The organism is Acidobacteriota bacterium (genome assembly GCA_016716435.1).
GTDB lineage: Bacteria > Acidobacteriota > Blastocatellia > Pyrinomonadales > Pyrinomonadaceae > OLB17.
On record JADJWI010000008.1, the window covers coordinates 123,314 to 149,191 of the forward strand.

At 57.5% G+C, this 25,878-nt stretch carries 27 protein-coding genes; 15 read left to right on the plus strand and 12 right to left on the minus strand.

The features are described from left to right. Positions 1–7: 7 nt before the first annotated feature. Entirely contained in the window at positions 8–1,498 is a 1,491-nt protein-coding gene (locus tag IPM21_12600; protein ID MBK9164720.1) for an ABC transporter ATP-binding protein, read from the plus strand. On the opposite strand, the gene IPM21_12605 is transcribed toward IPM21_12600, so the two are convergent. From IPM21_12605 to IPM21_12615, 3 genes are read right to left on the minus strand one after another with little or no spacing between them, the layout of a single operon-like run. After that, complete coding sequence (locus IPM21_12605) at positions 1,499–2,689, minus strand: pyridoxal phosphate-dependent aminotransferase (GenBank protein ID MBK9164721.1); 1,191 nt, start codon at positions 2,687–2,689, stop codon at positions 1,499–1,501. Between the two features lie 54 nt (positions 2,690–2,743). Then, the gene (locus tag IPM21_12610) at positions 2,744–3,376 is read right to left on the minus strand and encodes a flavin reductase (protein MBK9164722.1); all 633 of its coding nucleotides are present in this window, start codon (positions 3,374–3,376) and stop codon (positions 2,744–2,746) included. Positions 3,377–3,380: 4 nt separating this feature from the next. After that, positions 3,381–4,520: a deoxyribodipyrimidine photolyase gene (locus IPM21_12615; GenBank protein ID MBK9164723.1), complete on the minus strand. Its 1,140-nt coding sequence runs from the start codon at positions 4,518–4,520 to the stop codon at positions 3,381–3,383. A gap of 84 nt (positions 4,521–4,604) precedes the next feature. Here IPM21_12615 and IPM21_12620 point away from each other — a divergent pair, with 84 nt between their 5' ends. From IPM21_12620 to IPM21_12650, 7 genes are all read left to right on the plus strand, one after another. Beyond that, positions 4,605–6,932: a SpoIID/LytB domain-containing protein gene (locus IPM21_12620; GenBank protein ID MBK9164724.1), complete on the plus strand. Its 2,328-nt coding sequence runs from the start codon at positions 4,605–4,607 to the stop codon at positions 6,930–6,932. Between the two features lie 38 nt (positions 6,933–6,970). After that, positions 6,971–7,168, plus strand: a complete 198-nt coding sequence (locus IPM21_12625; GenBank protein MBK9164725.1) for a hypothetical protein — start codon at positions 6,971–6,973, stop codon at positions 7,166–7,168. 520 nt (positions 7,169–7,688) lie between these two features. Next, a complete protein-coding gene (locus IPM21_12630) occupies positions 7,689–8,282 on the plus strand; it encodes an NAAT family transporter (protein MBK9164726.1) in 594 nt (197 codons plus the stop codon). Beyond that, on the plus strand, positions 8,266–9,102 hold the full coding sequence (locus IPM21_12635) for a type II restriction endonuclease (protein ID MBK9164727.1): 837 nt from the start codon (positions 8,266–8,268) through the stop codon (positions 9,100–9,102). Before IPM21_12630 ends, IPM21_12635 begins: the two co-directional genes overlap by 17 nt. A 97-nt stretch (positions 9,103–9,199) precedes the next feature. Next, a complete protein-coding gene (gene miaA / locus IPM21_12640) occupies positions 9,200–10,141 on the plus strand; it encodes a tRNA (adenosine(37)-N6)-dimethylallyltransferase MiaA (protein ID MBK9164728.1) in 942 nt (313 codons plus the stop codon). Between the two features lie 126 nt (positions 10,142–10,267). Beyond that, positions 10,268–10,489 carry an RNA chaperone Hfq gene (gene hfq, locus IPM21_12645; GenBank protein ID MBK9164729.1) on the plus strand — a complete coding sequence of 74 codons (222 nt, stop codon included), beginning with the start codon at positions 10,268–10,270 and terminating at the stop codon, positions 10,487–10,489. Positions 10,490–10,498: 9 nt separating this feature from the next. Continuing rightward, on the plus strand, positions 10,499–11,128 hold the full coding sequence (locus tag IPM21_12650) for a dTMP kinase (protein ID MBK9164730.1): 630 nt from the start codon (positions 10,499–10,501) through the stop codon (positions 11,126–11,128). On the opposite strand, the gene IPM21_12655 is transcribed toward IPM21_12650, so the two are convergent. The 5 genes from IPM21_12655 to IPM21_12675 are packed head-to-tail and all read right to left on the minus strand — an operon-like array spanning position 11,055 to position 15,652. Beyond that, positions 11,055–12,500 (minus strand): hypothetical protein, encoded by a 1,446-nt coding sequence (locus IPM21_12655; protein ID MBK9164731.1) that lies wholly within the window; start codon positions 12,498–12,500, stop codon positions 11,055–11,057. The genes IPM21_12650 and IPM21_12655 overlap by 74 nt on opposite strands. A gap of 37 nt (positions 12,501–12,537) precedes the next feature. Beyond that, the gene (locus IPM21_12660) at positions 12,538–12,993 is read right to left on the minus strand and encodes a DMT family transporter (GenBank protein MBK9164732.1); all 456 of its coding nucleotides are present in this window, start codon (positions 12,991–12,993) and stop codon (positions 12,538–12,540) included. Beyond that, the gene (locus IPM21_12665) at positions 12,990–13,466 is read right to left on the minus strand and encodes a nucleoside deaminase (protein MBK9164733.1); all 477 of its coding nucleotides are present in this window, start codon (positions 13,464–13,466) and stop codon (positions 12,990–12,992) included. Before IPM21_12665 ends, IPM21_12660 begins: the two co-directional genes overlap by 4 nt. Beyond that, positions 13,467–14,312, minus strand: coding sequence for a glutaminyl-peptide cyclotransferase (locus IPM21_12670; GenBank protein ID MBK9164734.1), 846 nt, complete (start codon positions 14,310–14,312; stop codon positions 13,467–13,469). 5 nt (positions 14,313–14,317) lie between these two features. After that, a complete protein-coding gene (locus tag IPM21_12675) occupies positions 14,318–15,652 on the minus strand; it encodes a thioredoxin domain-containing protein (protein ID MBK9164735.1) in 1,335 nt (444 codons plus the stop codon). A gap of 140 nt (positions 15,653–15,792) precedes the next feature. Between IPM21_12675 and IPM21_12680 the strand changes: the two genes are divergently transcribed. Then, positions 15,793–16,161 carry a VOC family protein gene (locus tag IPM21_12680; GenBank protein MBK9164736.1) on the plus strand — a complete coding sequence of 123 codons (369 nt, stop codon included), beginning with the start codon at positions 15,793–15,795 and terminating at the stop codon, positions 16,159–16,161. A gap of 24 nt (positions 16,162–16,185) precedes the next feature. Here the strand turns inward: IPM21_12680 and IPM21_12685 are convergent, their stop codons facing one another. Then, the gene (locus IPM21_12685; protein MBK9164737.1) at positions 16,186–16,614 is read right to left on the minus strand and encodes a CBS domain-containing protein; all 429 of its coding nucleotides are present in this window, start codon (positions 16,612–16,614) and stop codon (positions 16,186–16,188) included. A 175-nt stretch (positions 16,615–16,789) separates the two neighbouring features. Here IPM21_12685 and IPM21_12690 point away from each other — a divergent pair, with 175 nt between their 5' ends. The 4 genes from IPM21_12690 to IPM21_12705 all read left to right on the plus strand — a co-directional run bounded on the left by IPM21_12690 (position 16,790) and on the right by IPM21_12705 (position 20,095). Further along, positions 16,790–17,953 carry a pyridoxal phosphate-dependent aminotransferase gene (locus IPM21_12690; GenBank protein ID MBK9164738.1) on the plus strand — a complete coding sequence of 388 codons (1,164 nt, stop codon included), beginning with the start codon at positions 16,790–16,792 and terminating at the stop codon, positions 17,951–17,953. Between the two features lie 6 nt (positions 17,954–17,959). Beyond that, positions 17,960–18,160 carry a hypothetical protein gene (locus IPM21_12695; protein ID MBK9164739.1) on the plus strand — a complete coding sequence of 67 codons (201 nt, stop codon included), beginning with the start codon at positions 17,960–17,962 and terminating at the stop codon, positions 18,158–18,160. Positions 18,161–18,239: 79 nt separating this feature from the next. Next, on the plus strand, positions 18,240–18,818 hold the full coding sequence (locus IPM21_12700) for a transglycosylase SLT domain-containing protein (GenBank protein ID MBK9164740.1): 579 nt from the start codon (positions 18,240–18,242) through the stop codon (positions 18,816–18,818). Continuing rightward, complete coding sequence (locus tag IPM21_12705; GenBank protein MBK9164741.1) at positions 18,815–20,095, plus strand: amidohydrolase family protein; 1,281 nt, start codon at positions 18,815–18,817, stop codon at positions 20,093–20,095. Before IPM21_12700 ends, IPM21_12705 begins: the two co-directional genes overlap by 4 nt. On the opposite strand, the gene IPM21_12710 is transcribed toward IPM21_12705, so the two are convergent. From IPM21_12710 to IPM21_12720, 3 genes are all read right to left on the minus strand, one after another. Further along, positions 20,073–20,960 (minus strand): SCO family protein, encoded by an 888-nt coding sequence (locus tag IPM21_12710; GenBank protein ID MBK9164742.1) that lies wholly within the window; start codon positions 20,958–20,960, stop codon positions 20,073–20,075. The two genes, IPM21_12705 and IPM21_12710, sit on opposite strands and share 23 nt — an antisense overlap. A gap of 66 nt (positions 20,961–21,026) precedes the next feature. Beyond that, the gene (locus tag IPM21_12715) at positions 21,027–23,408 is read right to left on the minus strand and encodes a transglycosylase SLT domain-containing protein (protein MBK9164743.1); all 2,382 of its coding nucleotides are present in this window, start codon (positions 23,406–23,408) and stop codon (positions 21,027–21,029) included. An 87-nt stretch (positions 23,409–23,495) separates the two neighbouring features. Continuing rightward, positions 23,496–24,443: a VCBS repeat-containing protein gene (locus tag IPM21_12720; protein ID MBK9164744.1), complete on the minus strand. Its 948-nt coding sequence runs from the start codon at positions 24,441–24,443 to the stop codon at positions 23,496–23,498. A gap of 207 nt (positions 24,444–24,650) precedes the next feature. Between IPM21_12720 and IPM21_12725 the strand changes: the two genes are divergently transcribed. Both IPM21_12725 and IPM21_12730 read left to right on the plus strand, forming a co-directional pair. Next, positions 24,651–25,568, plus strand: a complete 918-nt coding sequence (locus IPM21_12725; protein MBK9164745.1) for a bifunctional 5,10-methylenetetrahydrofolate dehydrogenase/5,10-methenyltetrahydrofolate cyclohydrolase — start codon at positions 24,651–24,653, stop codon at positions 25,566–25,568. Positions 25,569–25,577: 9 nt separating this feature from the next. Next, positions 25,578–25,877: a nucleoside triphosphate pyrophosphohydrolase family protein gene (locus IPM21_12730; GenBank protein ID MBK9164746.1), complete on the plus strand. Its 300-nt coding sequence runs from the start codon at positions 25,578–25,580 to the stop codon at positions 25,875–25,877. Position 25,878: the final 1 nt, after the last annotated feature.

Sequence of the window (25,878 nt, forward strand, 5' to 3'; positions counted from 1 at the left end):
AAGTAGAATGCTCGAAGTTAAACAGATCAAGAAGGCCTTTGGCGATTGTGTCGCTAACGCGGACGTTTCGTTTTCGGTGGAGAAGGGGACGATCCACGCCATTGTTGGTGAAAATGGTGCCGGCAAATCGACGATCATGAAGATCGTCTATGGGCTTTACCGGCCGGACGCAGGCGAGGTCCGCTTTGACGGCAAACCGGTAAATATCCGCACGCCGCACGACGCCATCGAACTCGGCATTGGCATGGTGCATCAGCACTTTATGCTGGTCGATACGATGACCGTCGCCGAGAATATCATCCTCGGTGCCGAGACGGGCTCGGCCATTTCGCTTGACCTTGATGAGGCCCGCGAGCGCGTCCGCACGCTTTCGGCCGAGCTCAAACTCAACGTCGATCCGGACGCATTGATCGAAGATCTCTCGGTTGGAGCACAGCAGCGGGTTGAGCTTCTTAAGGCGCTTTTCCGCAATGCAAATTTCCTGATACTCGACGAGCCGACCGCCGTGCTGACGCCGCAGGAAGTTGCCGAGTTTTTCGCCATTCTTCGCCGAATGAAGGAACAGGGCAAGACCATCGTTATAATCACGCACAAGCTTGAGGAAGTGCTCGCCATCTCGGACAAAGTGACCGTCATGCGAGATGGAACGGTCGTCGGGACGGTCGAGACGGCAACGACGAACAGTGCCGAGCTTGCCCGGATGATCGTCGGCCGCGATGTGCTGCTTCGTGTCGAGAAGGGCGAGGCAAATCCCGCCGATGTTGTGCTTGAGGTCTCGGGCCTGCGGATCGAGCGAAAGCACGGCCCGCCGGTCGAGGATGTTTCGTTCAGCGTCCGGTCGGGCGAGATCGTCGGCATCGCCGGCGTCGAGGGCAACGGGCAGACCGAGCTGATCGAATGCCTTGCCGGGCTCATTCGACCCACTGGGGGCTCGATCAAATTCTCCGGCCGCGACATCACGAACGCCAATGCTCGCGAGGTGAAGGAACTCGGCATCGGCCATATCCCGGAAGATCGGTTGAAGCGAGGCCTGCTAAAGAACTCTGACCTCGCCGAAAACTCCATCCTCGGTACGCATTACAAACCACCGATCGCCGCTGCGGGGTTTATCGATTCCGCTGCGGTCGCTGCTCGCGTTTCGGGCATTATCGAGCGGTTCGATGTTCGCCCGACCGATCCAAGCCTTGCGGCGAGGTCGCTCTCCGGCGGCAATCAACAAAAGCTGATAATCGGCCGCGAGTTTGAACTCGAGCCCAAGCTGCTGCTTGTCTCTCAGCCGACCCGAGGCGTCGATATTGGGGCGATCGAGTTCATCCACCGTAAACTGGTCGAGCTTCGCGACCGCGGTGCTGCGGTGCTGCTGGTTTCTGCTGAGTTGGAAGAAGTGACGGCCCTGGCCGATCGTTTGCTGGTCATTCGCGATGGAAAGATCGTCGGCGAGGTAGATCCGCGAACGGCAACAATTGAGGAGATCGGCCTGCTGATGACCGGCGGCTGATCACGCCCGTTCGATCACCTGTTTGATGTTTGCGATAGCCCGTTCGAGATTTTCGAGCGAGGTCGCGTACGAGATACGAATAAAGCCATCGGCGCCAAAACCGGCACCATCCGTGACCACCGTGTGAGCGTCCTTTAGCAAGCTCTCTGCAAACTTCTCTGACGACGCCCAACGCTTCCCTACCAACGCCCGCACATCCGCGAACGCATAAAACGCGCCTTCGGGCACCGAGACCTTGAAACCGGGGATCTCATTGAGCGCCGGTACCAGGTACGCCCGACGCCTTTCATACTCGGCAAGCATTGTCTCGACCGCCACCCGCGAACGCTCTGCATCATCGAGCGCCTTTCCGCAGGCGTATTGAACGAACGACGTCGGGTGCGTCGCCGAGTGGCTTTGCAATTTGATCATCGCCCGCGTCCATTCGGGATTCGCGATCGTATAGCCGCAGCGCCAGCCGGTCATCGCATAGGTCTTCGAGAAGCTTCCGGCAACACAGACGTGCTTTCTCGTTTCCGCATCGAGCGAAGCGAGCGAATAAGCCTCGGCCGGCGGATAAACGAAGAGCAGATAGCACTCATCGGTCAGGACATAAACGCCGCGTTCGGCACAGACCTCGACGATCCGCCGCATCTCGTCCGGCGGGATAACGCGGCCAGTCGGGTTGTTTGGTGAATTGATGATCAGCAGCTTCGACCGTATCGAAATGGCGTCGCGGACCTGATCGGCGGTTAGGATAAAGTCCGTTTCTTCGGTATCGATAAAGACATTTCGGGCACGGCAGAAGGTTCCGATCTCCGGAAACGTCACCCAATATGGCCGCGGGGTGAGGAGTTCATCGCCGGGGTTGAGTATGCAGGCCGCGGCGTTGAAGAGCGCCTGTTTGCCTCCGCAGGCGGCGGCGATCTCCGCCGGGTTCACGCTTGCCCCGAAACGGCGGCTGTAGAAATTCGCGATCGCCTCGCGAAAACTCGCAAGACCCGAGCTCGCAGTGTATTTGGTCAGGCCCTTACCGAGAGCTTCGATGGCGTAGTCCTTGATGAACTGTGGCGTGTCAAAATCGGGTTCGCCGACCGAGAGGTCGATCACATCAACGCCTTTCGCCCGCAGTTCGGCGGCGGCCTGTGCGGCCTTGAGCGTGGAGGAAGCCTGCATCCGGGCGACATTCTCAGAGACGGGGAAAGCTGCCATTTCGCTATTTTGCCACAACCCGCCAACATCGCCGAACGCCGACGCGATAAGGAACTAAAGGTCCGGCGGGACGTTGTTGGGGCGGGCGTAGGGGAATTGGGCTAGTTTTCTTAGGCGGTAGTAGGTGTTGAGGCCGGAGATGCCTATGGCTTCGGTCGCTTCGAGGTCGAGGTGGCCTTCGCCGGAATCGGCGTGTTCGGGTATGATGGCGAGCCTAACCGAGCCGATGATGAGCGTTGTGTTGTTACGGCGAATCGGGATCTCCTCTTCAAACCGCATACCAAGCTTGAGCGTGCTTTCCTGCACAAAAGGTGCGGCGAAGCCCTCGGTGTATTCTTCGGTCAGGCCGCAGCGTTCAAATTCACTCACGTCTTTCGGGAACTTTGCAGAGGTGTAGTGGGCCCGCTCGATCATCGCCGGGTGAATGTGATTGATGGTGTATTCGCCGGTCTCGAGAATGTTCTCGTAGGTGTTTCGCGGGAGCCTTCCGGCCGGGCGGACGATGAAGCCCAGCAATGCCGGATCGCTGCCGAGGTGGACAACGGAGCTGAAGATCGCAACGTTCGAAATTCCGTCGGCCGAGCGGGTCGCTATAAGGTTCGCGGGCTTAATGCCGGAGACGGAGTTGATGATATTCAGCCGGTAGATCCGGTCGAGTGCGGCAAGTTGTTCGTGATCGATACGCATAAGGCTAGAATCCCAAGCTGAGCTGCGCTCCCGCAAGTTCGCGTTCGCATTTTTTCCAGAATCCAAAGAAAGAAGGGAAGTAGCCGGCGACGCTAAACATCCAGTCGCGATCCTCGGCGGTTCCGCGGTAGTGGCGGCTGAACGGGTGCTCTTTAAAGATGATCGGTCGGCTGATCTTTGCCGCCAGCTCATCAAACTCACCGACAAATATCTGTATATCCGAGATGTTCGCGGCAAGGGCGAGGACGAACTCGATGACTTTTGGCGAGACGGGATAACGTCGGAAGTGCGAGGGCTCGAGCAGCAGGACGCGGTTCACTTCCATGCCGCTTTTCCACGCGGGGTCGAGGTTGTAGCTGTTATAGATCAGCGTCGGGCGATCGGCGGCGAGAGTGAGATCTTTCGGCTCGGGGAGCTTCGTTTCGAGCTCCGGGATGCTCGTTGGCCGCAGCACTTCGGGAACGGGCATTTCCTCGAACTCATCGTAATTGACATCGAGGAAAGTGCCGGACTGCCGCGTGTGGCAATAGCGGTTGATGTTCTCCTGATTCGCGTAATACTTTTTCGAGCTCGCCGCACCGGCGACCCATTGCCAGCTGATTGCGTTGCTCGCCCAGTCGCCATCGAGCAGGTGGTAATACATCCAGCGGGCGGGCTCGCGCCAGTGGCTACGGCCGATGTTGCAAGCGATGGCGGCCGTGTACATGCGGGCATGGTTGTGCATATAGCCGGTCTCGTAAAGCTCATTGATGGCAATGTCGACCGCATCGATACCGGTCGCGGCTTCGGTGATGGCACGCGGCACTGCATTGTTCGCGACGCTCTGCTGGCGAAAGCGAAGGTCGCGGTCGATCTCGCAGCCCTTGACCTGCCAAGTCCGCTGATAGTATTCACGCCAGGCAAGTTCCTGAATGAACTTCTCGATACGCCGCGGTTCGTAGCCGCGTTCGAGCGTCCGCGCGAGCACGTACTTGGTCGAAATCACACCGCGGGAGATGTACGGCGAAAGCCGCGTTACGGCGCCATCGATATAATTGCGACTCTGCGCGTAGCGAACGGGGTCGATGCGTTCAACGCGGTCGAGGATCGAGGCGAGATTGGTCGGGAAGTGATCTGCGGCGAGTCTGCCTGCGGTTGCGGTCATACAAAGGTGTTCGCTCGACGGCGGGTTTAGGTTTCGAACAATATGACTGAAAGCGCCGGGCGATAATCTGGTACTATCAAATTTGTGCGACCTCAAAAGCTCTTTTTCACCATAATTATTGCCGTGCTCGTAGCTCTTCCCGCCAATGCGGGCTTTTTGAGTTTTCCGCTCCTGCCGGGCGAGCCGATGATCCGCGTTGGGTTGATGACGAATGTGGCTTCGGTGACGATAACTACGCCGGACACGCAGCTTGTTGCCCGCTCGCCGGATGAGGCTGAGCGGTTTCTGGCGACGAACCGCGTGACGGTTTCGGCACGGGCTTACAGGCCCGGCGAGGTCGAGCAATTCATCTTTGAGATACAGAATATTGCGAGTTCGGCCGAGGCGAGCGAGATCGCGAGCGACGTCCGCGAGTCGACGGGGGAGCCGGCGATCGCCAGCATCGACACCGCGACGAACACTTGGCGGGTTTGGATCGGCGAGCCGATTGATTCAAAGGAAGAGGCCGACGCTTTTAAGGCAAAGCTCGCGGAGAATGGATTTGCGGATGTCGCGGTTCGGACCGAAAAGCGGACGGTGGTCTCGCCCGATGCGGTGGCACTCTCGCAGCAGGTTCGGACGGCGGGCCGCTCGCAGGTGCGGAGCCTGATCCGCCCGACGGGCTCGAGCGCTCCGGCGGCGAGTGCCGACGACATTGTGCCCGGGCTTCGCGAGGTGATAGTAAACGGAGCTAGCGCGGAGGCGAAATATGGCTCGCTCAAGGCGGTCTCGTTCGGTTCGTTTGACGAGCGGGCGAACCCGGTGCGGCTCAACGGCAAGGCGTATCGCGGCAAGATCGAGGTCTTCGTAAATGCCCGCGGTTCGCTGACGGTCGTAAACGTAGTGCCGCTTGAGGAGTACCTGCTCGGCGTAGTGCCCTCGGAGCTTTCTCTCCCGGCGATCGAGGCGCAAAAGGCACAGGCGGTTGCCGCTCGTACCTACGCGGTGGCGAACATCAACGGCTTTGCGACGCAGGGCTTTGACGTAAGGCCGGACGTTTGGTCGCAGGTTTACAAGGGCGTTTCGATCGAGACCGCGATGGGCACGCGGGCGGTCCGCGAGACGGCAGGCATGATCGCGACGCACGGCGGCAAGCCGATAATGGCGTATTACACGTCGACCTGCGGCGGGCGGACGGAGAACTCGGAGAACATTTTTGAGCACGGCGAGCCGTATCTTCGCGGGGTTGAGTGTTCGCTTGAAGGGCGGCGGCATTTTGAGCCGTTCATGATTCGGACGGCCCGCGTTCCGGCAAAGCTCCGCGACGAAGCGAACGTCGAACTCGTGCGGCTGATGTCGATGCTGGCGGTCAACGGATATTCGCTGACGGCGAATCAGATGAGCGACGAATGGTTTGAGGACGCTCCGACCGTCGGCGAGATATCGAACTGGATGAACAATCTCGCCGGGCGGTTTGGGAAGACGTTTCCGAACGTGACCGTGAACACAGCAAAGCCTGTCGAGCTTGCGGCGTTGTTGAGCAGCTTTTTATACACGCCCGGAACGCCGGATGCGCTGATGAGCGATTCGGACGTGAATTATCACCTTGCGTTTGACGATGCGGGCGAGATACCGCTGAACCGCCGGGCGGAGATCGCGATGCTTATGCGCGACGGTTATTTTACCTTGCGGCCGGACCTGACGCTCCAGCCGAACCGGCCGTTCTCGCGAGGCAAGATGCTGCGGCTGATCCGGCAGGTCCTCGAGAAACAGAAGTGGATGCCAGAGCTTCAGAGCGGGACGACGCGGCCCTCAGTGGACGGCAAGCTCGTGCTCCGCGTCGGGCGGACGGACAGGCCGCTTGCGGTCAGGCCGGACGTTTTTCTCTTCCGGCAGTTCGGTACGGATATGTATCAGGTGAAAGAGGCGGCACTCGTCGGCGGCGAGGAGGTTCGATATCAGACGGATGCCTCGGGTGCGGTTTGGTATCTCGAGATCGTGCCGACGACCACGCCGACCGTTGCGGAAAATGCGTCGCCATTTACCAACTGGCGCGAGTCGCTCTCGGCCGGTGCGGTCCAGCAAAGGCTCTCGCGATACGTCCGCGGCATCGGGACGCTCTACGATGTGAACGTAAAAACTCGGGGCTACTCGCGTCGGGCGACCGAAATAGAGATCATCGGCTCGAACGGCACAAAGACCCTGAAAGGCGGGCGGATCCGCTCGGCACTGCGGCTGCGGGAGCAGCTATTCGTTATCGACAAGCGCTACTCGGGCGACCGCGTTACGAGCTACACGTTCACCGGCCGCGGCTGGGGCCACGGCGTCGGCATGTGCCAATACGGTGCTTTCGGGCTGGCAAAAATGGGCGTAAAATTTGATGACATCATCCGGCACTACTACACCGGAGTCGAGGTCACAAAGGCTTACTGATCGTGGCTGGTATTTCTTGAGTACAGGGAGAATTTCTGATGAAGTTATTCATTCTGATAGCCCTCTTATTTTTCGTGAGGCTCGAGATAGAAACAGTAGGTAAGACAAATAGTATTGACAAAAAGCCGGAACCTAGCAACGAACTTGAACATCTTGAGGTCCACCTCGATCTTCGAGGAGGCGTAAGCATCGTAATGAAAAAAATCGAGTTTGCCTTCGCGAGCAATGAACCTTGAACGGTCCTCCCATCCGGGAAGTGGGGGTGAAATCGCTGAGCTGGAGAGAGACCATCGAACCTATAGATTTTTCAAAAGGGGTTCTCGTTCGTTCAGGTCGTTAAACAAAACTCGAAAGAAGGGAAGATCACCCGCATCCAACAGAGGCTCTTCTTTTCGCTCAAGGACCTAGATCTGGAGCGAACGCAATTGACGTTTAACGAGGATCTGTTCGGCGTTTGTAGGTCACCACGAAGGGGCCCGTAATGTCGGCTTCTGATCAGGGCTTAACGATGGGCTAATCGGGCTTGTCTCAGCAAGCAGCGACCGGTGTCAAGCCGAATCCGGATTTTTATTGGAAAACCAAGGCCGCGGAATTTCGTCCAAATCGAAACCAACGAGCACAACCCGATAGGTCTCGATCGCGACCTAGGGCGAGCGATCGAGATCTGCGATTGACATTATAGGTCAGGTTCCTTGTTCTCTTCTGGAAGTCCGGGCAGGATTCGACAGAAACTCGTTTTCGGCTACAATTGCCCCAATGGATACGTTCTCCGCTGCACTTTTGCTTTTCCTTGTGATGGACCCGCTTGGGAACATCCCGCTCTTTATGACGACGCTTAAGAAGGTCGAAGTGAAGCGGCAGCGGCTGGTGGTCGTGCGGGAGCTTTTGATCGCGCTCGTCGTGCTCGTCGGGTTTCTTTTCCTTGGGCAGTATCTTTTACGGCTCCTGCAGCTTTCGGAGACGGCGCTGACGACCGCGGGCGGCATCATCCTGATGATCATCGCTTTTAAGATGATCTTTCCGCGGCGGGATGCTTCGCTTGAGGAGGACGTCGAAGGCGAGCCGTTCATCGTGCCGCTGGCCATTCCCTATGTGGCCGGCCCTTCGGCGATGGCGACGGCTTTGCTACTGATGAGCCGCGAGCCCAGCCGCTGGCCTGAGTGGCTGCTTGCGGTGCTGATCGCGTGGTTCGCCTCGGCAGTGATCATCTATTTCTCGGGCTATTTTGCACGCTTCCTCGGCGAGAAGGGCTTGGTCGCAGTCGAGCGGCTGATGGGAATGCTGCTGATCACAGTTGCCGTACAGATGCTGCTCAACGGCATTGGAGAATTCATTGCGAAGCCGAATTAACATTTGTGGACGTCTTTTCACGGCTGTCGCGGTCCTGCTACTTACGGCGGCGTTTATGGTCGTCAGCGCCCAAGCACCTAAGGCTGCGGCGGAGCGTGGATCGGCGACGGCGAAGGGCGGGTTTCGGAATGAGAATGACATTCGCGACAAGTTCATCAACTGGCGAGAGGATGCGGACGCCCGGGCATGGCTAACGGCCATTGGTTACGAAACATCGGCGATCAAGGATGTCTCGGCGGCGAAGCCGAACGGCGAGAAAGCTGATGTGGTCGTGACCGTGACCAAGAACGATGGGACGCCGCGGCGGCACGGCATTTCGATCAAGCTGGTCAGCAGCCCGAATGGATTCAATCAGATCGACAAACGCTGGCTGCGGCAATACGCGAAGATGTGGGCGATGCCGCCCGGCGTGGTCGCTGGACTTCGGCTTTACCTCGGTGAGGACCCGCCGGTCGGGAAGACGCGAAGGCCAGAGCGGATGTTCCTGACGGAGATTTCCGAAGAGGCCCGAATCGCGGTCGTCGAATTCTTTCGGGCAAACAAGGAGCGGATCATCGCCGACCTGCTTCGTGGCGAGGGAACCGGCCGAGCGGACCTTTTCATGGTCGCCTGGAAGCCGGGCCGCGAAACGCGGTGGAAGATCGTAACAACAGATGAAGCGATACGCTTTTTCGCGGAAGGGCCGGTCGAGATCACCCGCAGCGGTAACCTTAAGATCGGCCGGATCACGATGCAGCGAAAGGGCGGCGACGGCGGCCGCGAGACGGCGAAGATGCTGCAGTTCAAGATGAACCCATCGCTTGTTTTTGAGATGAAATGAGATTTTCCCGTAAACAGGTCGAAGGTGCGCTGATCGTGCTCGCGGCCGTTCTTTTCGTTGCGGTTTTAAGAGCCGCGTTCTGAGCCCGCTTCCGCCAATGGATCCAAATCCGCATCAGCCGATCATAGCCATCTCGGGCCCGACGTGTTCCGGCAAGACCGCTTTGGCCGTAAGCGTTGCGAAGCGGCTCGGCGGCGAGGTCATAAATTTCGATTCTGTGCAGGTCTATAGCGGCATTAAGATCGCGACCGCTAAGCCTTCCGAGGCCGAGATGGACGGCGTTCCGCATCACCTAATTGGGTACGTCGATCCGAACGTGAATTACACGGCGGCCGATTGGGCTTGCGATGCCGGAGAGAAGATCCGCGAGATCGAAGCTCGCGGCAAGTTGGCGGTACTCGTCGGGGGAACCGGCTTCTACCTTCGAACGCTAAGGCGACCCCTCTTTGAAAGCCCAAAGACGGATGAAACTCTTCGCCTGCGGCTCAAGGACATCCACGCCCACCGTGGAAATGATCACCTTTATCGGATGCTTCGGCGGGTCGATGCCGCGGCCGCCGATGAGTTCGAAGCGAACGATTATGTCAGGGTGATGCGTGCGCTTGAGCATTTTTTCCAGAACGGCGAGAGGATCTCCGAGGTTCGGCACGAGCGGGCCGAACCGCCCGAATTTGCATCTCGGATCCGGCTCTTTGTATTGGACCCTGATCGGGAAGGTCTCTACAAAAAGATAAACCTGAGAACCGAGGCTCATTTCCATGCTGGACTGATCGACGAGGTGAAACATCTATTAGAGAGCGGCGTAAACCAATATGGCAACGCTCTTGGGGCACACGCGTATCGGCGGGTTTGCGAGTTTCTTCGGGGCGAGCGGACGCTTGAAAGTGCGATCGAAAAGTCGAAGCAGGACGTCCGAAACTATGCTAAGAGGCAATGGACTTGGTTTCGCAAGGAAGAGGACGCGATCTGGTTGCGCGGCTTTGGCAGCGAAAAAAATGTACTTGATGAACTCCTGACCCGTTTGGACAGGCGGTCATAATTACCTTATATTTGGTATATTGCATTGAAATACTGCGCATTTTGCAAGAAATCCTTGAGACTGGCTTGAAATCTGCTATACTCAGAAAATAGACCGCTAAATTAAGCAGATAAACGAGAAAAAGCTATGGAAAAACCGACCGCCCAAAATATTCAGGATGCATTTCTGAACTCGGCGCGACGCGAGAGAGCGACGGTAGTTATCCATTTACTAAGCGGTACCACCTTGACCGGTCGGATAAAGAGCTTTGACAAGTTCTCGGTACTTTTCGATTCGGGCGGGCAGGATTATTTAGTATTTAAACACGCCGTTTCGACCATTTCGCACGGGACGCGGGCCGAAGCTTAGTACATCTTTTTGCGCGGAAAATTCATTACGTTAGAAGGTATTGACGGAAGCGGAAAGTCAACGCAATTGCAGCGACTTGCCGCAGACTTGCGCTCTCGCGGGGTCGATATAATCACGACCCGCGAGCCCGGCGGCACACCGCTCGGGCGTCGGCTTCGCGAGGCATTTCTCGAAACTGAAGAGACGGTCGCACCGCGTGCCGAGCTTCTGCTTTTCTCCGCCGACCGTGCCCAGCACGTTGAACTCCTGATCAAACCCGCACTCGAACAGGGCCGAATAGTTATCTCAGACCGCTACGCAGATGCGACCGCGGCTTACCAGGGAGCGGGACGCGGCTTCGATGAAAAGACTGTCGCCTCGATACTGAAATTTGCAACCGGCGGACTAAAACCCGACCTTACGCTCTTTTTTGATATTTCGGTCGAGAAGGCGCTTGAGCGGCTCCGTAGCCGCGACTCGGAAGGCGGATCGCGAAACCGGATGGACAGCGAGACGGCGGAGTTTTACTCGAACGTGCGGCTTGCTTATTTAAAGATCGCGGAACGCGAGCCGCAGCGGTTTCAGGTCATTGATGCAAACGGCTCGGTCGAAGAGATCCATAAAGAGGTCGCTGCGGTGGTTGCAGATGTTCTGGACTGATATGCACGCCCCGCATTTCGGCGACCGGCAGGCCGATGGGCTCTTCGCTCTCAAACTCATTTACGAAAAGCACGTGGTCGCGATCTTCGCCTGAAAAGGTGATACCGATCCAGCTCACAAAAACGCGAACTGTCTTGCCTTTCCCAATTTCCTTCTGAAACCGTTCGAGCATTTTTGCATCGATCAGCAGCCAGTATTTCTTGCCGTCCTCGGTGACGCCGATCTCCGTTGCGTAGCCCGCAGCAGCCGTCTTGTCTCGGCCGAAGATCGTTAGCGAGTATTCGATGAGGTCTTTTCTCGCCTTTGGCAGCGGACGCGTCTCGCCGGTAAATCGAACAACGGCACGCGAGCGGTTCGGGTCCGCCGGGATCATAAGCACCGGCTTCTTCTCCCGGTCATAAAGAGCGTACTTCGGTGAGTTTTCTGTCACGGGCCCGAGCTTTGCGGCAAAATCCGCTAGCTTCCGCGGGACATACGCTGCTTCATCAAACTCCTCTTCAGGCACGGGCCGACCGGCATCAAACTCCCAAAGCTGCCAGCGTCTGCCGTTCCACTTCAGAACGATCTCGCGGACCTTCTTGGTCTTTTCGAACTTGATGACGTGCATCGGGTCAGAGCCCAACCGAAGCCGCAGGTTTGCTTCATACTCATCTGCCTTGGCGGGATCGACCTTCGCGAGTTCCTTTGAAAGATCGCGGATGTTCGCAAAGATCTTGGAGGTATCGGACGCGACTTCGCTCCGGAGACGACGGCCGAAAAAGCTCGCCTTGCCGTCAACGTAGAGCTCCATGTCCGGCGCAAGCAGCTCGGAAAGCTCGGCGTTCGTCCCTGAGTTCAGAGTCTTGACCAGATCCTTAAACTCGGGGATCGCCTTCGGGTCCGGGAGAGTTACGACGTCTTCGTCGTCCATTATCCGGACGCTCGAAAGGCGTTTTTCGGTATTTATCTCGACGGAGAAATTGGCCTTATCAAATTCCCAACGAGTGCCTCGCTCGCCGACGTCGATCTTTTTTATGGGCTGTCCGAGGGCCTTTATCACATCCTGTTCGCTTGAGCCGAAGCGGAGGCCGCGGAAGCCAAGATCGACACGCGGGTCGTCGCCGGTAATCTGGATGCTGAAAACTAGGCCGTCAAAGGGCAGCCGATATTGAAAGACGATATAAACGAATGGCTCTTCGCTCAGGTGGAAGGCCTCATAGGCCATGTTGTCGCCCATTGCGCCGTTCTGGGCGGGCTCGCCGAGCTCGTTGAAAACGGCCTCGCGGTATTGCCGAAGGCGAAAGCCATTGAGGTCGTAGATGTATTGCTGGGCGAGTGTCTCGGCAGTCCCGAGCATTAAAACAAGGACGAAGAATAATGAGAGCTTGTACACGAAAAACCTCCAAGCCGAGATGAAGTCTCGCTGCCGTCTAGTAACGCTTGATCAATAATACACCAACGAAGACGAGAACAATGCCGCAAATTCTTGCGAGGCTGACCTCTCGAACAGGGACGCCGAGCAGGCCGAAGTGGTCCATGACGACGCTCGTAAGCATTTGCCCGGCGATGATCAGGGAGACCGTCATGGCGACGCCGAGCTTCGGCAAAAGGATTATCGACATCGCGACGAAGAACGCACCGAGCAGGCCGCCTGTCCAGGCGATGGGTGACGCATTCTTCGCCCCGGCCGCATTGGCGAGCGGGACTCCGGTGATGATGATGTAAGTAAGAAGAGCGAGGGTGCCGACGGAGAACGAGAGCAATGCGGAAACAAGCGGGCTCGCGACCGAATCGGCCAGCTTTGAATTAACGCCGACCTGAAGCGGAAGCACCGCGCCGACGAGTAGGGCAACTGCGATGAGGAGATATTGATTCGACACTTTCAGTACTCGACCTTATCGGGTTTGGTTATCCATTCATCAAACACCGCAATGCCCACTTCGCGGAGCCGTTGCTCGAGCGGGACGTTGCGTTTATCGGGCGGAGACGACAGTTCATCATAAATGTAAGCGTCATCGAATCCGGCTCGGGCGGCGTCGTGGCGGTCGGCGGCGATGTAGATCCGCTCGGCACGCGACCAATAGATGGCGGCGAGGCACATCGGGCAGGGCTCGCATGAGGCGTAGATGACGCAGCCGCTGAGATCGAAGGTCCCGAGATGCTGGCAGGCACGGCGGATGGCGACGACCTCGGCGTGGGCGGTCGGATCGTTGGTCGAGGTCACCTCGTTGTTGCCTTCGCCGATGATCTCGCCGCCGCGGACGACGACCGAGCCGAACGGCCCGCCATCGTTTGCCTCCATGCCGAGCCGGGCGAGTTCGATCGCCCGCAGCATAAACCTCTCTTCAAAACCGCTCATCTATTGTTTGGGTTTGATCTTTATCTCAAAAAGCTTTCGCCATTGTTTTCCGGTCACGAAAATGCGTTCGGTCGCCGGGTCGTAGGCGATGCCGTTGAGCGTGTTCTCCTGACCGCGGCGTTCGTCGTCAGGCGAAATGCCGGAAAGGTCGACGTAGCCGAGGAGCTTTCCGTTCGCGGGGTCGATGCGGGCGATGTGATTTGGCCGCCCGAGGATCCGCGGCTCTTCGCTGTGCCAGATGTTCGCCCAGATCTCGCCGTTGATGTATTCAAGCTCATTAAGATTGATGAGCGGCCGGCCGTCCTCGCGATTGACCACGATGGTGCGGACGGTCTTGAACGTTTCCGGCTCGACAAAGCGGATGACGTGCGTGCCATCGCTGATGATCAGGTGCTGATCGTCGTGGGTCAAGCCCCAGCCTTCGCCAAGGTATCGCTTCTCGCCGGCCGGCGTCATATCGGCGTTGTAAACGAACGCCGTGCCCTCGCGCCACGTTAGCTGGTAAAACTTGTCGCGGAAAAAGGTGAGCCCTTCGCCGAAGAAATCATCGCCGAGCTTTCGCTGTTCGACGACGCGGCCGGTCTTTGGGTCGACCTTGCGGAAGGTCGATTCCTCATACTGCCCGGTGCTTTCATAGAGAAAGCCATTATGAAAAAAGAGCCCTTGGGTAAATGCCCGCGAATCGTGCGGAAATGTATTGACGACCTCGTAAGTATAGGTCGGCACGGTGTTTACCGGAGTGGGCCTCGCGGCCGTGTTCGCCGGAGCGGCGTTGTTGCTGCCGGCCGGTTCGGAACCGCATCCGAGAGTTGCGATGGCAAACATAATGACAAGCAAAGGTCTCATAAAACTCATTTCTTTAGTGCCCTTTCGATCGCGTCGCGGAAGGCCGGAGCGGACAGCCGATGGACCTTGACGCCATTTACGAAGATCGTTGGCGTGCCGCCGACGCCATAAAGACGCCCGTCGGCCTGGTCTTTTCTGATCTCAGCGGCCGCGGCCGGATCGGCGATGGCGGCTTCGAATTTCGCGAGGTCGAGCTTCAATTGTTCGGCGTATTTCCGCAGGCTCGCACCATCGAGGGCTTCCTGATAACGATACAGTATTTCGATGTATTCGACGAACTTGCCCTGCCGGTGGGCGGCATTGGCAGCGAGGGCGGATTCGAAGGCGTTCGGGTGCGCATTCTCGAGCGGAAAATCGCGAACGACGAAGCGGATCTTGTCCTTGTATTCAGCGATGACGCGTTTGAGTTCCGGGTGAGTTCGGGCACATGCCGGGCACTGAAAATCGCTGAACATCAAGATGGTCACCGGAGCGGCGGCGGGCCCGAAGGCCGGGTCGTCGTCCGCCGAAACATTCAGCACGAGCGGTTCCGGCCGCTTGTAAACATAACGGACAGCATACTTTGCAATCAGTCGGCGGCGAAGAGCATCTTCAAGGTCGAGCCGCTCCTCGGGCTCGAAGGTCTTCATCTTATTGGTGATCTCTTGGGCGATGATCGTGCTCGCATCGGTGTTTCGCTCTTTGGCTTCGAGTGCGAGCAATGTGTAAAGCACGTCGTCCTCAAGGGCAATGTGGAGGTCGTCGTAAACATGCTCGGCGGCATCGGCGAGAGCGAGGCGATTCGCCTCGGTGAATTCGCGATATGTGACCTGCTTTTCGCCGATCTTTGCGATGGCATCGGCCGGGCGGATGTCTGCGGCGTTGACGTTCTTTAGCAAAGTCAAAGAGTATTTTTTCTGCAGCGAATCGATCTGCTCCTGCAGGGCTTTTTGCTCGGGCTCGCGGCGGAGAAAATCGACGATCAGCTCGCGGACCTCGGCGAGCGGTTTGTTGCCGAGTGCGGCACGGTTCGCGTCGTAAACTTGCTGGATGACCTCGGCGGTCGGGTCGGGGACTTTGCCGGTCGCTTCGCGTTCGAGAGCCTCGACCGAAATGCCGCGGGCCTTCGCCTCGGTCTCAAGCAGCTGCTCGGCGAGATAGCCCGAAAGTATCTGCGAGCGGCCGGCGGCGATCGACGGAGCAACGGCGTCGAAGACGGCCTTGGTCTTTGGCATAAGGTCGGCGGCGGTGATGCGGACACCCTTGCCCGTAACAAGCACCTCGCCGGTCTGGCCTTGGGCGAGGGCACCCGCGGCCAATGCCAAGATGAAGATGAAAAGAAAGACGGCGCGTTTGGTCATAAGATCTGTTTCAGTCGTTGAGATGCGAACTGCCGCTCATGAGCTTGCCGCATTGACGAAAAGCCTATCATAACCGACACCGCCGATGCCGCAGAAAGAACCGCACCGCTTTTGATAGAATCCAAGCAGAGGTGAAGGAAATGACTGATATCAGATTTACAGGTGCGGTCGATCATATCGCGGTTAAGAGCGAGGATCTTGCCGGGGACGTTGAAGGATACAAGCAGCTTGGTTTCGAGGTGGAATCGCTGTTTGAAGATTGGGCGATGGTACGCGATGCGAAGGGCTTTGGTATCGCCCTCTTGCCGCCCGGTTCAAAGCATCCGCCGCACATCGCGATGCGGGTCGAAACGATGGAAGAACTCGAGGCCGCCGCTGCAAAAGAGGGTCGGCCAATAAAGCCGCATCGCGACGGAACGTCGTCCTTTTACACAAAGGGCGTCGGCGGGCAGATCGTCGAGTTGATCTACTTTCCTGCCGATTTTGGCAAAGCCAAAGCCGCCGAATAAACGACGGCTCCGGCTCGCTTTGATCTATGCCGTAGCTTTTGAGACTTGCTGGACGGTTTCGCCTGTTTGCTTTTCCGTTGCGTTGAGCGCGACGTCGGCCTGAGCGACAATGCCGCAGCATCCGCCGCTGCCATCGACGACGATCATTCGTCGGATCTGCTTTTCTTCCATGATCGAGCAGCATTTATTGACGGAAGTGTCCTCCGTTATCGTTACCGCTGAGTTCGTCATTGCATCAGAAACGGTCAGGTCAAGCGGATTCTTGCCATCCGCAACCGTGCGGCAGGTAATATCGCGGTCAGTGATGATACCGACCGGTATCTTGCTCTCCAGTTTATCGACGACCGGAACGGCCCCGAAGTCTTTGTCCCGCATCAGCTTGGCTGCTTCCTGTAGGCTTGCGTCGCGCGTAAGGCAGACCACGTCTGATGTCATTATTTCTTTAACTTTCATATTGTTACTTCCTCATCTATTGACCGATAGCGTATGGCCCCGTGTACGGAACCAATACAAAACACAATCGTCTTCTATCGTTAACCTAGATATGACGCAACAATCATTCCGTTGTGCGGAAGTTGAACGGCATGGAATTCTATAAACCGGAAAAAGCTGATATCTTTCTAAATATATGACCGAAGCAAAAGTTCAGAAAGTAAAGCCGGATATCAGGGCGATAACCCGGCTTGTGCCGCCGAGCGGGAACCTTGTTCAGGGGCAATCGGAGTTGCCGATCGACCCACGGCTCGCGGCCGAGGCGGCAGCGGTGATCGCCGCCAGCGAGAACCATTACGGCGGAAGTGAAGGTGACGCGAATCTCCGCAAGGCGGTCGCCGCGAAGATCGCGAAGTACAACGGCATTGATATCGACACCGACGCGAGGCCGTTTGAACTGATGATATCGAACGGCGGTACGGGAGCGTTGATCGGGATCGCGCAGTCATATCTTCGCGGAAAGTCGGCACTTGTTTTCGAGCCTTATTATCCCTATCACAAGCGGATCATCGATGAATTTGGCGGTCGGACTGAGCGGTTTGAACTGGACGAGAATCTAAAGTTTGAAAAGGACGCATTGCTTCGGCGGTGCAAAGAGCTTCGCGACCGGAGCGAGTTTCCGCTGCGGATGATCATCGTTTGCTCGCCCGCAAACCCGAGCGGAAAAGTGATGTCGCAGACGGAGCTTGAGGCCATTGCGGATGTCGCCAAAGAGCTTGATCTGCTCGTCGTTTCGGATGAGGTTTATGAGCACTATGTGCTCGGCGAAAACCCGCATACGCCGATCGCGTCGCTGCCCGATATGCATGAGCGGACGATTACGGTAAATTCGTTCTCAAAGTCATGGAACATTTCGGGCTGGCGGCTTGGCTATGCCTTTGGCAAGGGCGAACTGATCGCACCGATCAACAACGCGGCGAATGTGATCTACGTTTGCCCGGCGACGCCGCTTCAGGCGGCTCTTTCCCGCGTTCTTATGGCGGACAGCGACTATTACACCCGCCTTCGCGACAAGTTTGACGCAAAGCGGGTGAAGTTCTCGGCGGGACTCAAGGGCCTCGGGTTCAAGATCTATGACTCGGGCTCGGCGTTCTATATTTGGGCACGAATACCCGATCGGTTTGACGATGCGATCGCCTTTAACGAAATGCTGATGCGCGATGCCGGGGTCGGGATGACGCCCGGTTCCGCCTTTGCCGATGGCGACACATGGGACGCCCACGTCCGCATCTGCATCGCCCGCGAGGACAAGATCCTCGATGGGGCGATGGAAAAGCTCCGCTCGGTATTGAATGATTAGTCTGAAATGTATCGACGTTCTAAATTTCTTGAGATCTTGATCGCGATCCGCGAGGAGATGGCTCGCGAGGCGGATTATGATACGGACCTCTTTGCCGAGACGGTCCGTTCTGGACGCCGCGGCGAGGGCGGGAAGCGCTATTCGCTGGCGGAGGCGGAGTCGCCCGCGGGCGGACGCGAGCGGGGCAAGTCCAAGAGCCGTGGTTGAGATCGCCGTAAGCTTGATAGTTACCTTCCAAAGAATCCGAGTATAATAGCCCGAGACGTTCGCTCTTACCCTTTAATTGATGTTCAGATACTTGCTCGCATGCCTGATGATCGCGGCCGCTATTTTGGCCGCCGGCGTCTATTTTTTTCGCGAGTATTGGGAACATCGGTTCGACCCGCTGATCGAACAGCAGGCCCGCATTTACCGCATCGATGAAAAGCTCGTTTGGAGCCTGATCTACGAAGAGACGTATTTTCGCTCAGGTGCAAAAGGCGATGCCGAGGAGGTCGGGCTGATGCAGGTGACGCCGCTCGTTGCCCGGGAATGGGCGAAGGAAACGGGACTCACTGAGCTCCAACGGCAGGCGGCCGAGGATGTCGAGGGGCTGCTCAGCGATCCTAAACGCAATCTTCAGGTCGGTTGTTGGTATTACGAAAAGCTCCGCGAGCGGTACCGCGGCCGGCCGGCTGAGACGGCGATGACACTCGCCGCCTACAACGCCGGGCCAAGCCGCGTTGAGGAATGGACGCGCGAGGTCGACGCGGCGTCGATCACAGAAACGCAGTTCATCGAAAGGATCGGCATCGCATCGACCAGGGCATATGTCTCGTCGATCCTCGAACGCTATCGGGCAAGCACGCCCAACCGTCCGAAATGAGAATCCTTACAGCAGATCACGTATTGCCGATAACTGGCGAGCCGATCGCGAACGGAGCAGTTGCGATAGCGGGCACGGACATTGTCGCGGTCGGGCAGGCTGATGAAATTCGCGAACGAATTAAAGATGCCGAGGTCACCGAGTTCGGCAAGGCCGCGATCTTACCGGGCTTCGCTAATTGCCATTCGCATCTTGAGATCACGGCGATGCGTGGAGCACTCGACTCGGTCGAACATGACTTTCGGGCGTGGCTGTTGAAACTCAACGAAATGCGGGCGGCGATGTCCGATGATGAGATCGAGGCGGCGGCTTATCTCGGTGCCGTTGAAGGGCGAGAGGCGGGCGTGACCTGTTTCGGCGATATTGGCCGGAGCGGCCACGCGGGTTTGCGGGCAATGAAGCGAGCGGGGCTTCGCGGTATTTTGTTTCAGGAGACGGAGTTCTCGCCTGATAATCGGACGGCCGAGGAAGACTTCAAGAAGCTGATCTCGAAGTTCGAAATCCTTCAAGGCGAGGCGACCGAGCTTGTCTCCATCGGGCTTTCGCCGCACGCACCTTACACGGTCGGGTCGATGCTGTTTGAGATGATCGCTCAGTTCTCGATCATCAACCGCGTTCCGATCACCATTCATGCCGCCGAGTCGGCAAATGAAACGGAGCTGATGACCCGCGGTACGGGGTTTTTTACGGAAGTTTACGAGAGGTTCGGCGTCGAATGGGCGAGCCCGCATTGCACGACGATCGAGTATCTCGAGCGGCTCGGGGTTCTCTCGGCCAGGCCGTTGCTTGCTCATTGCGTTGAGGTCACCGAACGAGACATCGAGCGGATCGCCGCGAATGGGGCTCGAATCGCCCATTGCCCGAAATCGAATGCGAAGTTTGGCCACGGCTTTGCGCCGCTTGAGCAATTTCTTGATGCTGGAATAGCGGTCGGGCTCGGGAGCGATTCGGTGGCAAGCAACAACCTTTGCGACCTTTTGGAAGAATCGAGATTTGCCACCCTCGCGGCGAGAACCAGGCCCGAGAGCCAAAGGTTCATCGGCCCGCGAGAGATGCTTCGCGTTGCAACACTTGGCGGTGCCGAGGCCCTGGGGTTAGACGACAAGATCGGCAGCCTCGAGGCGGGAAAGAAGGCAGATCTCGCCATCATCTCGCTTGAGGCCGCTGCGCAAAATCCGATAGGCGACGTCGAAGCCGCTCTTGTATTCTCAACCAACGGCCGCGATACACTCGCGACCTATGTCAACGGCGAGCCTATTTATTCGCGACGGCCGTGACCTCGCGGACAAGGTCGTCTGCCGACCAGCGATTGCTAGGCAGCATCTTTGCTACCTTTCCTTCGCGGTCGATGATGGCCGTCACCAGCGAGTGGTTGAACTGAGCTTTGTCCTGCTCGTCTATTTCGTATTTCAGTCCGAAGAAATCAGCCACCTTGCGAACCTCAGCGTCGGGCCCGACAGCCAATTGCCAGACGGTGAAGTCCGGCTTTTCAGGGTTGCCCATATATCCGATGCCGTAGTCGCGAAGCTTCGCCGGCGTGTCGCGCTCGGGGTCGAAAGAAATGCTCAAGAGCCGGATCTTGTCCTTGTTTTCGGCGTCTTCGTTCAGCCTCAATGCCGCATCGCTAAAGTTTCGTGACATCTTGATGCAAAACTCCGGCAGCGGGCACTCGCGGTAAATGAACGTTACGGCCAGGACCTTTCCCCGATAGTCGCGAAGGCTGAAGCGCTTACCGTCCTGATTTGTGAGCGAGGCGTTCGGCACCTCTTTGCCGATCTGTTCCGGCTCTTTTACCTCGGGCTGGGCGATGTCCGGGTTCGGTGCGGCACTGATGCTGATCTTCTCAAGCCAATAAGGCTCTTTCGCGGTGCTGTCAACGACCAATTCGGCGTAGACGATGGCGCCGGGGACGAGGTCTTCCCAGACCCAATCTTCCATTATCGGAAAATCCATCGTCATCTTTTCCATAAAACCGGGGATGTCTTCGTGTTCGATGCGGGCCCGCTTGGCCGCCTTATCGACCGAGATCACCTTGCCGGTCAGCGGGTATCGTTTTGCAGTTTCGGACGCTTTTTGAGGCTCTTCGGCCCCGCAGCCGAATGCGAAAAGCGTAGCGAGGATAAGAAAAATTACCTTGTACATATATTGCGAATGACCAAATTCAATTCTCTGATTTAGAGGCCGCGGAATCAAGCCCGTTGTGCCTGATCAGTTGCCCAGCGGGCGGAGTTGCTCATCATAGAGAAGCTGATACATCCGATAGTTTGCCATCACCTTTTGGACGTAGTCCTTGGTCTCGGCGAAGGCGATCTCGGAAACGTATCTATCGGGCGACTGGGCCTTTGAGCGGGTCAGCCACCGCTGCATGTTGTCCTCGCCGCCGTTGTAGCTGGCCGCGACGGCCTCGGGCTGGTTGGGGAACATCCGAAAAAGTCCGGATATGTACTGTGCCCCGAAAAGTATTGCCGTATTCGCGTCAAAGAGATGCTCATCGGAGAAATTGGGCAGGCTTAGTTCGTTGGCGATCTGTCGCCACGTCGAGGGGATAAACTGCATCAGTCCGCGGGCCGCCGCTGAGGATTTTACGTCCGGACGGAACCGCGATTCTTGTCTCATGATCGAGAGCAGCAGACGCGGGTCGATGCTGCGTTCACTCGCCGCTTCGATGAGCTTGCGGCGAAAAGGAGCGGGATAAACGAACCGAGCCTGGCTGCCAGCAAGCAGATCAGGGAAATAATCATCGGGAACCGACTTCCAAAGCGGCTCGGCCGCCCGAACGGCGATGTAAGCAGGATCGCTCATGGAATAAAGCTCAACCGTTGAGGGTTTCTCTTCGCGTTGGTCTGACTGATATTCAGTCAGCAGAAAAGCAGCTTCGTCGTAGATACCAAATTCGTAAAGGCGCTTTGCTGCGGCGAGCAGTTCGGAGTCCTCGCTCTCGGCGAAGGCACTGGCGGGGTCGAACGGCTCTGGCGAAGGAAGCCGCGAATAGCCCGGCGTTTGCGCATAGACCTCGCGAAGGCGGGCGAGAAAGGTCCCGCGTTCCCCTTCGTTTCCGACGATCCGAAGTAGAGACTGAAGAGCCTTCCGCTGCCGCTCGCTGTCGCTGGCCGTTGCCTCACTGCGGAGCTGGGACGCCGCGACCGAGATCGCTTCAGCCGCAAGGGTCGATTCGCCCAACTCCCGAAGCCTTTCCGTCGCACGCCAGCCGTAGTAAGAATTGCGACCCTCTGGAACGGCCAGAAAAGCATCGATCGCCTCCGGAAATCGGCCCATTTGCTCGAGCACGAAACCGCGACGAAATTGCACTTCATCGCGTATCGCTCCGCCGGGCACTCGCGAGCCGCCTAGGTCCTTGAGCGGGGAAAGGCGTTCGAGAGCATCAAGTGCTTTTGGCCAATCCGCAAGAGCTATGTGGATCCTTGCTTCGGCAAAGACCGCCTGAGCTTCTGCCGTCTTTCCGCGAAATTTCTCCGCGGCCGCAGCGGCCTTTCTCAGAGCTTCGACCTCGGTGCGCAGGTCGCGTGAGACGTCGATCGGATTCAAGTATGCCCGGTCGAGCCGATCATCGCCGGGATATGAGTCCACATAGCGCGAGTAGCGGGCGGCCGATTCGCGTGCCTTTCCGACCCGGGCGTAGGCGGAGCCGAGCTGTAGCAACGCATCCTTTGCTATCGGCTCCTCCGAATATTGCTCGGCGACGCGCTCGAACCAAACTATCGCATCCGAAAAGTTTCGCTCTTGTGCGTATCCGCGGCCCATCAAGTACGCAGCTTCGGAGGCATTCTCAAATTCAGAATGGCCATTGATGATCGCGAGAAAATGCCCGCGAGCGGCGGTGAAGTCGCGATTGAATTGATAAATGCGGCCGCGGGTGATGTGCTCTTCCGGCGTGAGCTTCGGAACGGCAGCGTCGCCACCGTCTTCCGTATCGGCCATGCGAACGGCCGCAAGTGAAACATCGTCCGGTGCCGATGAACTGCCCGAGCGGATCAGATCATCGACGATCTGCCGCGAACGAACGCCCTCGCCAAGTCCCGCATATGCACGGGCGAGCATCAGCTGGTCGGCCCGCGAGGTGTCCATCTTTGCATCTGCCGTTGCCAGCCGAGGCGATTCGATCCGGCGGATGGCTGACCGAAAATCGCCGGACTCGAACAGATTCTCTGTGACCCTGCGGTTGGCGGCATCGCGGGCGAAGCTCTCGGGATAATAAAGAGCAATCTCCTGAAGCAGCAACCGCTCTTGAAGCAGTCCGCCGGAGACGCGGGCGATGCCGGCGAGATGAAAGAGCGAAAGCGGGGCGAGGACCGACGGGCGTGCGGTATTTTTCAGGAAATAACCAGCGGCCGTGGCTTCGCGACCGGATTCGAGAGCGAGCTTTGCCGCGAGGTAATCAAGATCTTGATCGGCGAAGGATTCGGGGTTAGACGTTTCGGCGAGCCGCAGTTCAGCCAGTGTTGCTGGGATATCATCGCGGAGAAAAGCGCGTGTAAAGGCGTTCACGGCCACGACGGGCTCGGCCGGTTGGGCCTGCGACATCTGCACCGCGAAGCTAAAAATGATTACTGCCGAGGCAAAGACACGCACACCGAAACCTTACCGTTTCGGCAAAAAAAAGAGAAGTTCCGAAGAACTTCTCAAATTCGCAAATGCGACATTCGGGGGAAAATTCGGTCAAGGCACTGCGACAATACTCCGTCTTGCCTTATGACCGCTGGTGGGCAAATCGCCATCGCTTCCAAATTGAAGCGTAGAAAGCTCGCCGGTCGTGGACCGGAATATGTACCACATTCCGCGGTCAAAAACCGCGAGGTCGATCTCGCCGTCGCCGTCGTAATCGGCAGGTGCCGGCGTTCCGGCCGCGGGGCCAAAGATAGTCGATTCAACGTTTCCGCTCGCGAGGTCAAGCATGTGCCATTCGCCCTCACGGAAGATCGCGATCTCTGCACGGCCATCGCCGTTGTAATCTGCCGGAACAAGCTGGTCATCGCCTGAGGTGCCGAAGGTGGCGATTTTCGGTTCGCCAGTTGAACTCAAATAGATGAACCATTGATTTCCGAGCGGACGAAAGACCGCAAAGTCCGTCCGGCCATCTCCGTCGTAATCGGCTTCGACCGGCACGTCGCCAAACTGTCCCCACGGGAAGTAAACTGCTTTCCGGTGGTCATAACCGCTTGTTGAGGTGAGCACATACCAGATGCCTGTATCCATGCGAAAGACCGCGATATCAGCCCGTCGATCGCCGTCAAAATCTGCCGGTACTGGAACGTCAGCCAGGCCGCCGGTCGGGTGCTGTGTCGTCATTCCCCATGTGAAATGATCCACATTTCCGTCGGTACTTCTGAGGATGTACCAAACGCCGGTCGAGGGACGCCAGACGGCGGTGTCTTTAATGCCGTCGCCGTCAAAGTCGGCAGAGACAGGCACGTCGCCTTCCATTCCCCATTTGACGGCAGAAAATGAGCCGCTTTCGTCGGCACTCTGCTTGAACCAGGTCGAACCCGAGGGACGGAAAACCGCCGGATCTTCGGGCAATGAGCCAAAAATGGCGGTTGAAAAAGCGAAGACGGCGAGAAGTATCGCTGCTGTTGTGGAAGAGGTTTTCTTTATTGCGATGTTCATTCGATCCCTTTTGGTGACCGACCGAAAAATGTCCCGTATAAAGCTTTTGACGTTGTTCGGCGGTGTTTTTGCGAAAAATTGACTAAACTTGCCGAAAAAAAAGACCCAATTCGCTGATATTCCTAAAAACCGCGACATTTTTCGCGAAGACGTGCGACCGAACCGAACTGACTTTCTACTACTAATACGGTAGAATCCAGTGAATTTATGACAGTCAGACTGCTTAGCGGAAAGCCCATCGCCGATGAGATCAAAGCCGAAGTCTCGGCCGAGGTCGCAAAACTCGAATTTCGACCGGGGCTTGCGGTGGTCCGCGTCGGCGAAGATCCCGCGTCTTCGGTTTACGTTGGCAGCAAGGTTAAGACGACCGAGGAACTCGGGATGCACTCCGAGCATATCCACTTGCCGGCGGAGACGAGCGGCGAGGAGATACTCGCGGTCGTGAAACGTCTGAACGAAGCTGACGAGATCGACGGCATTCTTGTTCAACTTCCGCTTCCGGGTCACGTTAATGAGCGAGAAATTCTTGAGGCGATCGATCCGGCAAAGGACGTCGATGGCTTTCATCCGATGAATGTCGGGCGGCTCTCGCAGGGGCAGGACGCTCTCGTGCCGTGTACTCCGGCGGGTGTGATCGAGATATTGAAGCGTTCGGGAATTGAGATCGCGGGCAAAAATGCTGTTGTGCTAGGGCGGAGCAATATAGTCGGCAAGCCGATGGCGATGCTCCTGCTGCAAGAGAACGCAACCGTGACGATTTGCCATTCGCGGACGCGGGACCTTGCTAGTGTGACATCGCAGGCTGAGATCCTTGTTGCAGCGATCGGTCGTGCGGGATTTGTCCGCGGCGAGCATATCGCCGAAGGTGCTACGGTCATCGACGTCGGCATCAACAATGTTTCGGACACTTCACAGGCCGCGGAGCTTTTTTCTGAAGACGAAATGCCGAAGCGGCTTGCGGCGATCGAAAAGCGAGGCTTTACTCTGGTCGGCGACGTAAACCCGAAAGAGGCGATGGAGCGTGCCGGAGCGTTCACACCTGTTCCCGGCGGCGTTGGGCTCCTGACCGTGGCGATGTTGATGAAGAATACGCTTAAGGCAGCGAAGCTCAGACGCGGCATCTAAATTTAAATTATGACCTTTGAAGAATACCAATCGGCCGCAAGCAAAACGGCCCTCTACCCGCGGCGGCTCGAGAACCTTGAATACCCGACGCTCGGGCTTGCCGGAGAGGCGGGGGAGGTTGCTAACGTCGTGAAAAAGATCCAACGCGACCACGGCGGCGTGCTCAATGACGATACTCGAGCAAAGCTCAAGGACGAACTCGGCGACGTGCTTTGGTACATCTCGGCTTGCGCCGATGAGCTGGGCCTGACGCTGAGCGAGGTTGCCGCTTACAACGTCGATAAACTCGCCAAACGGCACGGGAAGTGAG